This window comes from Enterobacter sp. JS8-1, assembly GCF_049187015.1.
In the GTDB taxonomy this organism is placed as follows: Bacteria; Pseudomonadota; Gammaproteobacteria; order Enterobacterales; family Enterobacteriaceae; genus Enterobacter; species Enterobacter mori.
The window spans coordinates 2,614,503-2,626,854 of sequence record NZ_CP185805.1 but is presented as its reverse complement, the minus strand read 5'-3'; the positions used below and the strand labels follow the sequence as shown (position 1 = coordinate 2,626,854).

Sequence of the window (12,352 nt, the reverse complement as noted above, 5' to 3'; positions counted from 1 at the left end):
GCTTCAGCAAGCGCTCTTTGGGTAAAAAGTATGGTTATTCCGCTTTGCCAAGCGCCACTCGCAGGCGGTCGAGCCAGCCAGTAAATGCACTTTGAGTAAGCAGATTGATGGCGCGGATATCAGGGATCCCAGCATCAATCAGCGGCGTGAATTGTGCCGCGCTAAAACGATCCGGTGAACGGGTCAGTAGCTCTACTGCCGCCGTAAGCGCCCCGTGCGTTTGTGGCTCGCTTTGACGGTGATTGATCAGAATCTCGCCCGTCAGGTTGAGTAGCGCAGGCTCGTGGCTCAGCACCGGCGTGAGCGCCTGAAGTTCCGGCTCTGCTTGCCAGCGTGAAAGCGACTCAAGCTGGAATGGGGTCGCGTAGCGCAGTTCGACGACGGGCAGTACAGGGGTCCAGACACGAATAGTCACCGGTAAGGAATGCGGCGGAATATGGTGTCCGGGCAACCAGCGTACAGGATGCCCCAGAAACGCCTGAAACACCGCCACAACACGCGCCTGAAAGCCAATAAAGCCGATAATCTGGTTGATCAGCACAATGTCATAGGTTGTCAGGCCCACTTCATCGAGCTGTAGCTGCGCTTTGTGGTCAATGACGTCTGGTGAGCTGGCAAGTTGGCGGGCATATTGCGTGATTTGTGCCAGGCGGCGATTGCTTTCGCGTGAGGAGTCAGGACCAGGGAGGGGGGCGAGCAGGGCAGCGTAGTGGTTACAAAGTCGCTGAACACCACACGCCTGAGCGACCGTCAACGCCGTGCTGAGTCTGTCGTACGCACTAAGCGTGTGCAGTCGGTTAACCTCAATATTGAGCGGGAACAGAAGGTGGCACAAGGCCCTGGCGGGAGCGAGCCAGCCATGGCAGGCGGTGACAATCTTTTCAGGGAGTTCTAAATCGAGCAAAAAACGATCGTCGACGTTAGCGGCTTCGGGCACCAAAGGCAGGACATCCGTTTGCGAGTGGTTGGACTGGGTTTCATGATACCAGTGGCCTTTGCCGGAAAAGCGGCGTTGTTCCATGGGCGTTCCTTGATCTCAAAATGGCGATCAATATCCTGGCGTAAGGCGGATGAGGGGAAAAATATTGTTAGGTGATAACAAATAACAGAAGGGAATAACGAAGAGCGCTGCAGGGGGAGAGAAACTCTCTTCCCGGACGGGAAGAGAGTCACGCGCTTATTTGATTTCCAGCTCGTTCATGGCAGCGATGTTGAAACCGCCGTCAACGTGAACCACTTCGCCGGAGATACCCGCAGAAAGGTCAGAGCACAGGAAAGCTGCAGAGTTACCCACATCTTCAATGGTCACAGTACGACGAATTGGGGTAACCGCTTCGCAGTGTGCCAGCATTTTACGGAAATCTTTAATACCGGAAGCGGCCAGGGTGCGGATAGGACCTGCAGAGATGGCGTTAACGCGCACGCCTTCAGGACCCATTGCATTCGCCATGTAGCGAACGTTGGCTTCCAGAGAGGCTTTAGCCAGACCCATCACGTTGTAGTTAGGGATAGCACGCTCTGCGCCCAGGTAGGACAGGGTCAGCAGGGCTGCGCCCGGGTTCAACATCGCGCGGCAGGATTTTGCCATCGCAACGAAGCTGTAGGAGCTGATGTCGTGAGCGATTTTGAAGCCATCACGGGTAACCGCGTTCACGTAGTCGCCGTCCAGCTGATCGCCAGGCGCGAAGCCGATGGAGTGAACGAAACCGTCGAATTTCTCCCACGTTTTAGCCAGTTCAGCAAACATGCCATCGATGCTTTCGTCTTGTGCAACGTCACATTCCAGAACAATGCTGGAACCCAGCTGCGCGGCAAACTCTTCAACACGGCCTTTCAGCTTGTCGTTCTGGTAGGTGAACGCCAGCTCAGCGCCTTCGCGATGCATTGCCTGTGCGATGCCGTATGCGATGGACAGTTTGCTGGCAACGCCAGTCACCAGAATGCGCTTACCGGAAAGAAAACCCATAGCTTTAATCCTTATATTCATTGTTGTGGCGATCGCCATCTTAGCGGGGCAATCGTCGTTAAAACGCGGCGATAATATCACGTGTCGCGTGCTTAGTTAATCCGACCACTCAGTTGACCCGTGCTTATCGATCTTTTCTCCACGCATCGGCGGTCAATGCTTCACCGAAATGCCCGGCGATGAGCCGTTTCGTCAAATCGTGCAGCGGGGAGGCCAGCACATCAGCCGTACTTCCTCGTTCGACAACTTCACCCTGGTGCATCACCATGACCTGGTCGCTGATGTGTTTCATCATGCCAAGATGCTGGGTCACGTAGATATAAGAGATACCCTGTTTTTCCTGTAATTCCAGCATCAGGTTAATTAACTGCGAACGCATCGACATATCCAGCGAGGCAAGGGCTTCATCGGCAATAATCACCTTAGGACGCAGAATCAACGCGCGTGCCAGCCCCAGACGTTGTTTCTGACCCGGTGCAAGCATGTGCGGGTAGTAGCTCACATGATCGGGAAGCAGTCCGACTAAACGCAGCGTCTCGACGATGCGTTTACGTCGGGCTTCAGGCTCCAGGTCGGTATTCAACCGCAGCGGGAAATCCAGGATCTGCGAAATTCGCTGGCGCGGATTGAGGGAAGTAGACGGATCCTGAAAGATCATGCGGATGCGCTGGCTGCGGAAAGAGTAGTCACCAAATTTTAGCGGGTGATCGTCAATCAGCACTTCGCCATCGGTTGGCTCAACCATACCCGCCAGCATTTTCGCCAGCGTGGATTTTCCGGAACCGTTCTCGCCAATGATCGCCAGCGTCTGTTTCTCGCGCAGCGTGAAGCTCAACGGCTTTACCGCCTCTACGGTCTGGCGGTGAAAGAGCCCTGTGCGGTAGCGAAAGGTCTTACTCAGGTTACGAACTTCCAGTAAGGTTTCGACCATTTCACTCTCTCTCCATGTTCAGCGGGAAATGACAGGCGTACAGATGGCTTTTCGCCCCAGTGAGACGCGGCGTCTCAATGCATTTACGCTGAGCGTAGGGACAACGTGGCCCCAGACGGCAGCCAATAGGCAACGACTCCAGCAGGGGAATGGCACCCGGCAAAGTATTCAGACGGCTTTTATGCGGCATCGCGCTACCGAAATCCGGTATCGCGCGGATCAGTGCCTGGGTGTATGGATGATGCGGTGTATTCACCAGATCTTCACTGACGGCAGTTTCGACCGTCTGACCGCAATACATCACGTCAATTTTATCCGCCCATTTGCTCAGCATCTGCAGGTCATGGCTGATCAGCAAAATGGTGGTGTTATTGTTCTGATTAAGACGCGTCAGCAGGCGGAAAATTTGCGCCTGCGTGGTGGGCTCCATCGCGTTTGTGGGTTCATCAGCAATCAGCAGGCGTGGCTGGTTTGCCAGCGCGATGGCAATCATCACTTTTTGACATTCGCCGTCGGTCAGTTCGTAAGGGAAGCTGCGCATCGCGTCTTTGTGATCTTTAATCCCGACACGGTGCAGTAGCTCAATGGCACGGCGCTTGCGCCAGCCAAAACGCTGCCACCAGCGTCCTTTATAGGTCCAGCCGGGGATGTTCTGCATCAGCTGTTTACCCACGCGCTCGGACGGGTCGAGACAGGATTGCGGCTCCTGGAAAATCATCGACACGTTATGACCCACCAGCTTGCGGCGTTCCCGAGGGGAGAGGCGCAGTAGGTCGATATCATCAAAGCGCATGCGGTCAGCGGTGACGCGCCAGTTGTCCTTCGCCACGCCGCAGATGGCTTTGGCGATCAAGCTCTTACCGGAGCCAGACTCTCCAACCAGCCCGCGGATTTCGCCTTCAGCAAGCGTGATGCTGATGCGGTCCACTGCCTTCACCCAGCCTTCACCGGTCTTGAATTCGATTGTCAGGTTGCGGATATCAAGTAACGGCATTATTCCACCCCCGCATTAATCGCACGGCGAATGCCGTCGCCCAGCAGGTTGACCAGCAGTACGCTCACCATAATGGCCGCCCCTGGCAGCATGACCGTCCACGGTGCGACATAGATAAGCTCCAGGGCATCACCGAGCATTGCACCCCATTCAGGGGAGGGCAGTTGCGCCCCCAGATCGAGGAAACCCAGCGCGGCGATGTCCAGGATAGCCATCGACAGGGCGCGGGTGATCTCTGTGACCAGTCCGGCAGCAATGTTCGGCAATACAGCAAACCACAAAATATTAAACGTTGTCGCGCCGTCCAGACGGGCCGCGACAACATACTCTTTTTCCAGTTCGTCATGCACCAGGCTGTATACCGAGCGAACCAGGCGCGGCAGGATCGCCAGCCAGACGGCAAACATCGCGTGTGACAGATGTGGTCCAGCGAACGCCACGACGATAATGGCAAGCAGCAAAGACGGAATAGAGAGCAGGGTATCCAGAATGTGGTTCAGCACCGCCGAACGCAACCCGTGAGTAGAGCCTGCAAAAATGCCCAGCGCCAGGCCGCAGATCGTGGCCGCCAGCGTAACCACAAACGCACCGCCCACCGTCGGGGCCGCGCCGCTCAGAAGGCGGCTTAACACGTCACGTCCAAGATCGTCAGTCCCGAGGAAGAAGGAGACTTCCCCATAGCGGGACCACGAAGGCGGCAAAAGTTGATAGCCAAGGAACTGCTGATCGATGCCATACGGTGCAAACCACGAACCCAACACGCACAGCAAGGCCAGGCCAGCACAGCCGTAAAGGCCGATCATAGCCGTGGTGTCACCATAGAATTTACGCCACACGGTACGTAGCGCACCGGGCGTGCGCTTTTCACTGTATACGCTATCGTAAGGCATACCATTCCTTATGCTTCAGAGGGTTGGCCATGGCACCCAAAATATCGGAAAGAACGTTCACAATAATCACCAGTGAGCCAATCACCATCACACCGGCGGAGATCGCTGCGTAATCCTGCTGGCGAATGGCGTTGATCATCCAGCGCCCCAGACCCGGCCAGCTAAAGACCATCTCCGTGATCATCGCCAGCGTGAGCATGGTAGAGAATTGTAATCCCAGGCGGGGAATAACCGGCGGAAGCGCATTGTGCAGCACATGGCGACGCAGAATAGTCAGACGCGACAGCCCGCGCGTGGCGGCCGCTTTGACGTAGTTTTGATCGAACACCTCAATGGTGCTGATGCGCATCAGGCGGATCACTTCGGTGGTAGGCGCAACGGCTAAAGTCAGAACCGGCAGCACCATATGACGCAGCGCACTCATGATCATCTCATCGCGCCAGACCGAATCCGAAAGCCATGCATCGATGATGGCAAACCCGCTCACCGTTTTAACCGTATAAAGCAGATCGAATCGCCCGGAAACCGGCAGCCAGCCCAGCGTCAGAGAGAAGAAGAGGGTGAGCAGCAGCGCCAGCCAAAATACCGGGATTGAGAAGCCAAGCAGGGCAATGGCGCTGATAAATTTATCCTGCCATTTATTGCGATAAATGCCGGCCAGCATCCCCACGGGAATGCCCACCATTAAAGCAAAGCCAAAAGCCAGTATGCACAGCTCCATGGTCGCCGGGAAAACCTCTTTCAACTGTTCTGAGATCAGCTGTCCGTTAATGCTGGAAACCCCGAAGTCCCAGTGCAGTACGCCGTTAAACCAGAACAGCCACGCATCCCACAGTGACGATCCCTGAAGCGGGGCGTGGGGCGTGAAATAGCTCAGGCTAAAGCCCACGAAGGTCAAAAAGAACAGCGTAACCAACAGCAACAGCAGACGGCGCAAGGTAAATATGATCATGGTTTCTTCACCTCTTGCTCTTTTTCACGAGTGACCCCTGCGAAGGAGGCGTTGCCAAACGGACTCAGTACCAGCCCTTTAATATCGTACCGATAGGCCTGCAAGCGCAGGGATGAGGCCAGCGGGAGCACCGGGAGTTCCCGAGCCAGAATATTCTGGGCTTCGTCGTAGGCTTCTATACGCGACGCAAGCTGTTGTGAGGCGAGCGCTTTTTGTAACACGGCATCAAATTCCCGATGACACCAGTGCGCGTAGTTGGTCTGCGAGTTAATCGCGGCGCAGCTGAGCAACGGGCGGAAGAAGCTGTCCGGGTCGTTACTGTCGGTAGACCAGCCCGCCAGCGTCAAATCATGGTTCATATCCATCAGGCGAGCCTCCTGGAAACGACCTTCGACAGGGACGATGATCACTTTAACGCCCACCTGCGCCATATCGGCCTGCAACAGTTCCGCTGTTTTCAGCGGGCTTGGGTTCCACGCCTGTGAACTGGTCGGCACCCAGAGTTGCAGCGTCAGGTTTTCCGCTCCCAGAGCCTTGAGCTGTTCGCGCGCTTTCGCCGGATTGTATTCAGTAATTTTAGCTTCGCCGTCGTAGGCCCAGGAGGCTCTCGGTAAAATAGAAGCAGCCGTTTCTGCGGTACCGTAGTAAATCGACTGCATCAGACGCTGGTTATTGATTGCTAACGCCAGCGCGTGGCGAACGGCAGGATTGTTCAGCGGCGGTTTGTCGGTGTTGAACGCCAGATAGGCAATGTTCATCCCCGGACGCAATGTCAGGCGCAGACGCGGATCGTCACGCAGAATGGTCAGCTGGCTGGCTGCTGGCCAGGCAAGCACATCGCACTCACCGGTTAACAGCTTCGAAAGACGTCCTGTACCGCCAGAGCCCAGATCGACAACCACCTGGGGCATCAGCGGCGTGCCGCGCCAGAAATGTTCGTGACGCTGCAGGCGAATAAACTGTCCGGCACGATACTCTGCCAGCTGGAACGGGCCCGTACCGACAGGCTGGCGGTCGAGCAGTTCCTGGCGATCTTTTTTCGTCAGCGTAGCCGCGTATTCTGCCGACATCACTGACGCATAGTGTGTTGCCAGATGCCAGAGGAAAGAGGCATCCGGGCGAACCAGCCGGAACTCTACCGTCCGGTTATCCAGCTTGCGCACGCTTTTGACGGTATCGGCAAACTGCAGACTGTCGAAATAGGGGAAGTTTCCGCCGTTAACGTTGTGCCACGGGTGATGACGGTCAAAGATGCGCTGGAAGGTAAACACCACGTCATCCGCGTTCAGTTTGCGGGTGGGCGTAAACCATGGCGTGCGCTGGAAGTCGACATCATCGCGGAGATGGAAACGGTAGGTTGCGCCGTTATCCAGCACTTCCCAGCTCTCAGCAAGCTCTGGCACCAGGCGGTAGGTATACGGATCAACATCAAGCAGACGATCGTACAGCTGTGCGGCCAGCGTATCGACAATCAGGCCGCTACCCGCTTTTTGCGGGTTAAAGGTATCAACTTGCCCGCTGACGCAATAGACAAATCCGCTATCGCGAATATCAGGGAGCGCAGATCGCTCAGGCGCAGCAACAGCCAGGTTGCTGAACAGACCGAGTGCCAACAAGGACGATAAAACCAGACGCATAATTTTTAAGGTTTTTAGGTTCGATCTGCAAAGTGTATCGCACTTACACCTGCTTCGTAAAAATGTCTGCAGATAAGTGCTGATAATGTCAGCGCATTTGATGCTTTTTGAGCAATGCCCTTAATTGATGGTAGGTCAGACCCAGTAAATCAGCCGCCTGTTTCTGGTTATATTTCGCCTGCTGGAGGCTCTGTTCCAGTAACTGCTGTTCCTGTTTATGCTGAAATTGACGCAAATCGAGCGGCAGAGACGGCACGTCAGTGTTATTGACAGGCACAACAGCGGGCTGAGCGTTGCGCTTAAACGGGTCGAGAATAATGTTGTCCAGTTCGGTTTCGCTGCTGCCGTGGCGATAAACCGAACGCTCTACCACGTTTTTCAGTTCTCGAATATTCCCCGGCCACGGGTAGCCGAGCAGGGTTTCTGTGGCGTAATCGCTGAAGCCGGGGAAAAGAGGCAGACCCAGCTCACGGCACATCTGGATGGCAAACTGCTCTGCCAGCAGCATGATGTCGCTGCGCCTTTCACGCAGCGGCGGCAGTTGTACGACGTCAAACGCCAGCCTGTCGAGCAGGTCTGCGCGAAATGTATCTTCCGCCACCATTTCCGGCAGATTGGCGTTGGTCGCGCAGACCAGACGCACGTTAACCTGTAGCGGCTGGCTTCCGCCGACGCGCTCCAGCTCGCCATATTCAATGACGCGCAGCAGCTTTTCCTGAACCAGCATTGGGGCTGTCGCCAGTTCATCGAGGAACAGTGTGCCGCCATCTGCACGCTCGAACCGCCCGGGATGGCGTTTTTGTGCACCGGTAAACGCCCCCGCTTCATGACCAAACAGTTCAGTATCGAGCAGATTCTCATTCAACGCCGCGCAGTTAAGGGAGATAAATGGCCCATCCCAGCGCCCGGATAAATAGTGGAGACGGTTGGCTATCAGTTCCTTACCCGTACCGCGCTCGCCGATAATGAGCACCGGTTTATTGAGAGGTGCCAGGCGCGAAACCTGTTCAAGAACTTCAAGAAAACTGTTCGCTTCACCCAGTAAGTTGTCTTTGTATCCGGTCATGATGAAATTAACCACTCCTTAGTGATATTCACCAGGTGAGGATAGTGCCATAATGTGCAAATATCAATCACATCTAATAATATCAATGAGATAAAAAGTTGGCATGGGATTTGTATTATCTCTGGAGCAGGGCATCGCCCGATAACAGAAATATGAGGATTTGATTATGGGTATTTTTTCTCGTTTTGCCGACATCGTGAACGCCAACATCAACTCACTGCTTGAGAAAGCGGAAGATCCGCAGAAGCTGGTGCGTCTGATGATTCAGGAAATGGAAGACACGCTGGTTGAAGTGCGTTCCACCTCCGCTCGTGCGCTGGCTGAGAAAAAGCAGCTCACGCGTCGCATTGAGCAGGCGACCACCCAGCTCAACGAATGGCAGGAAAAAGCCGAACTGGCGTTACGTAAAGATAAAGAAGACCTCGCTCGTGCCGCGCTGATTGAAAAACAGAAGTTGTCAGATGTTGTAACTGCGCTCGAACACGAAGTGACGCTGGTTGATGACACGCTCTCTCGTATGAAGAAAGAGATCGGCGAGCTTGAGAATAAACTCAGCGAAACCCGCGCTCGTCAACAAGCGTTGACGCTTCGCCACCAGGCGGCAAGCTCTTCCCGTGACGTTCGCCGTCAGCTGGACAGCGGTAAGCTGGACGAAGCGATGGCCCGTTTCGAATCTTTCGAACGCCGTATCGACCACATGGAAGCGGAAGCGGAAAGTCACAGTATCGGTAAGCAGAAAACGCTGGATCAGCAGTTTGCCGATTTGAAAGCCGACGACGAAATCAGCGAGCAGCTGGCGGCGTTGAAAGCCAAAATGAAGCAAGACAACCAGTAATAATTCGTGCGGCACCTGAGCGTGCCGCATCATAAAACAAGGAGTACACATGAGCGCGCTTTTTCTGGCAATTCCCCTGACCATTTTCGTGCTGTTCGTTCTGCCGATTTGGTTATGGCTGCACTACAGTAACCGCTCTTCGCGTGGAGAGCTTTCTCAGAGTGAGCAACAACGTCTTGTGCAGCTTACCGATCAGGCGAATAAGATGCGCGATCGCATTCAGGCGCTGGAAGCTATCCTGGATGCAGAACATCCGAACTGGAGGGAGCGTTAATGTCTGGACTGAACCTGAACAAAAAATTGTGGCGCATCCCGCAGCAGGGCATGGTACGCGGCGTTTGTGCTGGATTGGCCCATTATCTCGATGTACCGGTGAAACTGGTTCGTGTGGTGACGGTACTGTCGATTTTCTTTGGTCTGGCTTTTATTACTCTGGTGGCCTATATCGTGCTGTCGTTTGTACTCGACCCCATGCCTGACGGTGAACTGGCGGCGGAAGGCGCACCGACCAGCAGCGACCTGCTCAACGCCGTTGATGATCAACTGGCTGAAGGGGAGAAGCGGCTGCGGGAAATGGAACGCTATATCACCTCTGATACCTTTACGCTGAGAAGCCGTTTTCGTCAGCTTTAAGAGAGAACATTAATGAAACAAAACTGGCAACAGGCCGGTCAGAAGGTAAAACCCGGCCTGAAAATCGCAGGTAAACTGGTCCTGCTGACAGCGTTGCGTTACGGTCCGGCCGGTGTGGCGGGCTGGGCGATAAAATCTGTTGCCCGTAAACCGGTCAGAATGCTGCTTGCCGTGGCGCTGGAACCGATGCTGCAGAAACTGGCAAAACGCGTTTCACGTCGATACTTTTCCTGACCCTTCCTCATTGCGTTAGCCCTTTCTCACCCGAGAGAAGGGCTAGCGGCGTTTCTGCCTGGCACTCTGTCTTTTTATTCTTTCTTTGCTGTAGCTCACATTACTGCTCTGCGCTGCTTTGTCAGGGCGATTTTATGCTTCCTGGTCCGTTGACAGATATTTTTCATGGGAGTAGATTGCGATCCGTGGGACCGCTACCATGGAAAACAAAGTGAACGCAAAAATTAATAAACTCATTGATCTTATTTACGGGGAAACCTTTACTGATACACACCGCAAGGTGTTATTGGAAAAAATCGGTAATGCCGCTTCTCTTATTACGGAAAAACGTAAATCTGGCTGGGATGAAAAAGATGTCGTCCTCATTACCTATGCCGATCAGTTTTCGGCAGCAGGGGAGAACGCGCTGCCGGTGTTTACCCGTTTTTATAATAAGTGGCTTTGTCATTCCTTTTCTCATGTCCATCTTCTGCCTTTTTATCCGTGGTCCTCTGACGATGGTTTTTCTGTTATCGATTATCATGAAGTGGCACCAGAAACCGGAACCTGGAGTGATATTGCTGAATTAAAACAGTCCACCAGCCTGATGTTTGATTACGTGTGCAATCATATGTCGGCAAAAAGCCAATGGTTTGCAAACTATCTAAAGCAAACTCCTGGCTATGAAGATTTCTTTATTTCTGTCGATCCGCAAACAGACTTATCCGCCGTGACGCGCCCGCGAGCGTTACCGCTTCTGACGCCTTTTACGCTTCATGACGGCAGCGTCCGTCACCTGTGGACCACCTTTAGCGAAGACCAGATCGATCTGAACTTTGCTTCACCGGACGTGTTAATTGCCATGGTGGATGTACTGCTTCATTACCTGATGGAAGGGGCGAATTACATCCGTCTCGATGCCGTGGGTTTTATGTGGAAAATCCCCGGGACACACTGCATCCATCTGGAACAAACCCACCAGCTCATCCAGCTATTCCGCGCGATTACCGAGGCTGTGGCACCGGGAACGGTCATCATCACCGAAACAAACGTTCCGCATAAAGACAACATCTCTTATTTCGGCAACGGCGAAAATGAAGCGCAGATGGTGTATCAGTTCTCTTTACCGCCGCTGGTGTTGCATGCCATCCATCGTCAGGATGTCCGCACCCTGAGCCAGTGGGCCTCATCGCTGGAACTCCCTTCCACGAAAACCACCTGGTTCAATTTTTTAGCTTCGCATGATGGTATCGGCCTGAATCCGTTACGCGGGATTTTACCAGAATCCGACATCCTTTCGCTGGTGGAAAAACTTCAGCAGGAAGGGGCTCTGGTCAACTGGAAAAATAACCCTGACGGAACGCGAAGTCCTTATGAAATTAATGTTACCTATCTGGACGCATTAAGCCCGAAAAATGCAGCTGAGAACGAACGTATTGCACGTTTTATTCTGGCGCATGCGGTCTTATTGAGTTTCCCTGGCGTGCCTGCCATTTATATTCAGAGTGCGCTGGGCTCACGTAATGATTATGAAGGCGTGGAGCGGCTAGGATATAATCGCGCAATCAACCGCAAAAAATACATTGTCAGTGACATTGATTCAGAACTCTCAAACACAACAGGCATTCGCCATAAAATATTTAAACAGCTAAGCGAATTGATTGCGATTCGCAGAGCGGAGCAGGTATTTCATCCAGATAGCCACGCACTTTTCGAAACATCCGGTGAACATATTCTTAAAATTATTCGCGTGACCGAAAAGGGTGAGCGAATAACGGCATTATTTAACTTTAGCCAACATATTCAGACCGTGAATTCTGAAGGGATATCCGGTACGGAGCTGATTACGAAACAGAATATTAGCGGTACGACTCTGACCCTTAATCCATGGCAGGTGATGTGGATTAAAGAAAACTAAAAAGGACCTCAAAAATGAAGATGACCAAAATTGTGCTGCTGTCAGCACTGGTTTCGTGCGCCCTGATATCAGGATGTAAGGACGACAAGCCATCGAACGTCACCATTGAATTTATGCATTCGTCGGTGGAGCAGGAACGTCAGGCCGTCATTACGAAACTGATTGAGAAATTCGAGAAGGAAAACCCAACCATCACGGTGAAACAGGTACCGGTGGAAGAGGATGCCTACAACACCAAGGTCATCACTCTGGCCCGTAACGCTATGGGGTAAAACCCTTAACGTCTCGGGGCTGCAGGTCTTTGCACGTACGGATTT

13 protein-coding genes and 1 pseudogene are annotated in these 12,352 nt (G+C 53.5%); 6 read left to right on the top strand and 8 right to left on the bottom strand.

What is annotated here, in order from left to right:
* Positions 1–34: 34 nt before the first annotated feature.
* The 8 genes from ACOQH0_RS12500 to pspF all read right to left on the bottom strand — a co-directional run bounded on the left by ACOQH0_RS12500 (position 35) and on the right by pspF (position 8,436).
* A complete protein-coding gene (locus tag ACOQH0_RS12500; protein ID WP_421510473.1) occupies positions 35–1,021 on the bottom strand; it encodes a CMD domain-containing protein in 987 nt (328 codons plus the stop codon).
* A gap of 156 nt (positions 1,022–1,177) precedes the next feature.
* Positions 1,178–1,966: an enoyl-ACP reductase FabI gene (fabI, locus tag ACOQH0_RS12495; RefSeq protein ID WP_010431723.1), complete on the bottom strand. Its 789-nt coding sequence runs from the start codon at positions 1,964–1,966 to the stop codon at positions 1,178–1,180.
* Between the two features lie 124 nt (positions 1,967–2,090).
* Positions 2,091–2,897, bottom strand: a complete 807-nt coding sequence (gene sapF, locus ACOQH0_RS12490) for a putrescine export ABC transporter ATP-binding protein SapF (protein WP_089600634.1) — start codon at positions 2,895–2,897, stop codon at positions 2,091–2,093.
* Between the two features lies 1 nt (position 2,898).
* Positions 2,899–3,891, bottom strand: coding sequence for a putrescine export ABC transporter ATP-binding protein SapD (sapD, locus tag ACOQH0_RS12485; RefSeq protein WP_089600637.1), 993 nt, complete (start codon positions 3,889–3,891; stop codon positions 2,899–2,901).
* Complete coding sequence (gene sapC, locus ACOQH0_RS12480) at positions 3,891–4,781, bottom strand: putrescine export ABC transporter permease SapC (RefSeq protein WP_089600639.1); 891 nt, start codon at positions 4,779–4,781, stop codon at positions 3,891–3,893. Before sapC ends, sapD begins: the two co-directional genes overlap by 1 nt.
* Complete coding sequence (gene sapB / locus ACOQH0_RS12475) at positions 4,768–5,733, bottom strand: putrescine export ABC transporter permease SapB (protein ID WP_010431704.1); 966 nt, start codon at positions 5,731–5,733, stop codon at positions 4,768–4,770. Before sapB ends, sapC begins: the two co-directional genes overlap by 14 nt.
* A complete protein-coding gene (gene sapA / locus ACOQH0_RS12470) occupies positions 5,730–7,370 on the bottom strand; it encodes an ABC transporter substrate-binding protein SapA (RefSeq protein WP_120158290.1) in 1,641 nt (546 codons plus the stop codon). The genes sapB and sapA overlap by 4 nt, the downstream gene beginning before the upstream one ends.
* A gap of 88 nt (positions 7,371–7,458) precedes the next feature.
* The gene (gene pspF / locus ACOQH0_RS12465) at positions 7,459–8,436 is read right to left on the bottom strand and encodes a phage shock protein operon transcriptional activator (RefSeq protein ID WP_108417777.1); all 978 of its coding nucleotides are present in this window, start codon (positions 8,434–8,436) and stop codon (positions 7,459–7,461) included.
* A gap of 166 nt (positions 8,437–8,602) precedes the next feature.
* On the opposite strand from pspF, the gene pspA reads away from it, so the two are divergent.
* From pspA to ACOQH0_RS12435, 6 genes and pseudogenes are all read left to right on the top strand, one after another.
* Positions 8,603–9,271 carry a phage shock protein PspA gene (gene pspA / locus ACOQH0_RS12460; protein ID WP_010431699.1) on the top strand — a complete coding sequence of 223 codons (669 nt, stop codon included), beginning with the start codon at positions 8,603–8,605 and terminating at the stop codon, positions 9,269–9,271.
* A 49-nt stretch (positions 9,272–9,320) separates the two neighbouring features.
* Positions 9,321–9,545 carry an envelope stress response membrane protein PspB gene (gene pspB, locus ACOQH0_RS12455; RefSeq protein WP_010431698.1) on the top strand — a complete coding sequence of 75 codons (225 nt, stop codon included), beginning with the start codon at positions 9,321–9,323 and terminating at the stop codon, positions 9,543–9,545.
* Positions 9,545–9,904 (top strand): envelope stress response membrane protein PspC, encoded by a 360-nt coding sequence (pspC, locus tag ACOQH0_RS12450; protein WP_089600645.1) that lies wholly within the window; start codon positions 9,545–9,547, stop codon positions 9,902–9,904. The genes pspB and pspC overlap by 1 nt, the downstream gene beginning before the upstream one ends.
* A 12-nt stretch (positions 9,905–9,916) precedes the next feature.
* Positions 9,917–10,138: a phage shock protein PspD gene (gene pspD / locus ACOQH0_RS12445; RefSeq protein WP_010431696.1), complete on the top strand. Its 222-nt coding sequence runs from the start codon at positions 9,917–9,919 to the stop codon at positions 10,136–10,138.
* Positions 10,139–10,337: 199 nt separating this feature from the next.
* Complete coding sequence (locus tag ACOQH0_RS12440; protein ID WP_421510470.1) at positions 10,338–12,035, top strand: sugar phosphorylase; 1,698 nt, start codon at positions 10,338–10,340, stop codon at positions 12,033–12,035.
* A gap of 14 nt (positions 12,036–12,049) precedes the next feature.
* Positions 12,050–12,295 (top strand): annotated as a pseudogene (locus ACOQH0_RS12435) (sugar ABC transporter substrate-binding protein); the annotation flags it as partial.
* Positions 12,296–12,352: the final 57 nt, after the last annotated feature.

Coding starts and splice junctions, on each gene's coding strand:
- ACOQH0_RS12500 (WP_421510473.1), bottom strand. CDS start 1,021: ATGGAACAACGCCGCTTTTCCGGCAAAGGCCACTGGTATCATGAAACC.
- fabI (WP_010431723.1), bottom strand. CDS start 1,966: ATGGGTTTTCTTTCCGGTAAGCGCATTCTGGTGACTGGCGTTGCCAGC.
- sapF (WP_089600634.1), bottom strand. CDS start 2,897: ATGGTCGAAACCTTACTGGAAGTTCGTAACCTGAGTAAGACCTTTCGC.
- sapD (WP_089600637.1), bottom strand. CDS start 3,891: ATGCCGTTACTTGATATCCGCAACCTGACAATCGAATTCAAGACCGGT.
- sapC (WP_089600639.1), bottom strand. CDS start 4,781: ATGCCTTACGATAGCGTATACAGTGAAAAGCGCACGCCCGGTGCGCTA.
- sapB (WP_010431704.1), bottom strand. CDS start 5,733: ATGATCATATTTACCTTGCGCCGTCTGCTGTTGCTGTTGGTTACGCTG.
- sapA (WP_120158290.1), bottom strand. CDS start 7,370: ATGCGTCTGGTTTTATCGTCCTTGTTGGCACTCGGTCTGTTCAGCAAC.
- pspF (WP_108417777.1), bottom strand. CDS start 8,436: ATGACCGGATACAAAGACAACTTACTGGGTGAAGCGAACAGTTTTCTT.
- pspA (WP_010431699.1), top strand. CDS start 8,603: ATGGGTATTTTTTCTCGTTTTGCCGACATCGTGAACGCCAACATCAAC.
- pspB (WP_010431698.1), top strand. CDS start 9,321: ATGAGCGCGCTTTTTCTGGCAATTCCCCTGACCATTTTCGTGCTGTTC.
- pspC (WP_089600645.1), top strand. CDS start 9,545: ATGTCTGGACTGAACCTGAACAAAAAATTGTGGCGCATCCCGCAGCAG.
- pspD (WP_010431696.1), top strand. CDS start 9,917: ATGAAACAAAACTGGCAACAGGCCGGTCAGAAGGTAAAACCCGGCCTG.
- ACOQH0_RS12440 (WP_421510470.1), top strand. CDS start 10,338: ATGGAAAACAAAGTGAACGCAAAAATTAATAAACTCATTGATCTTATT.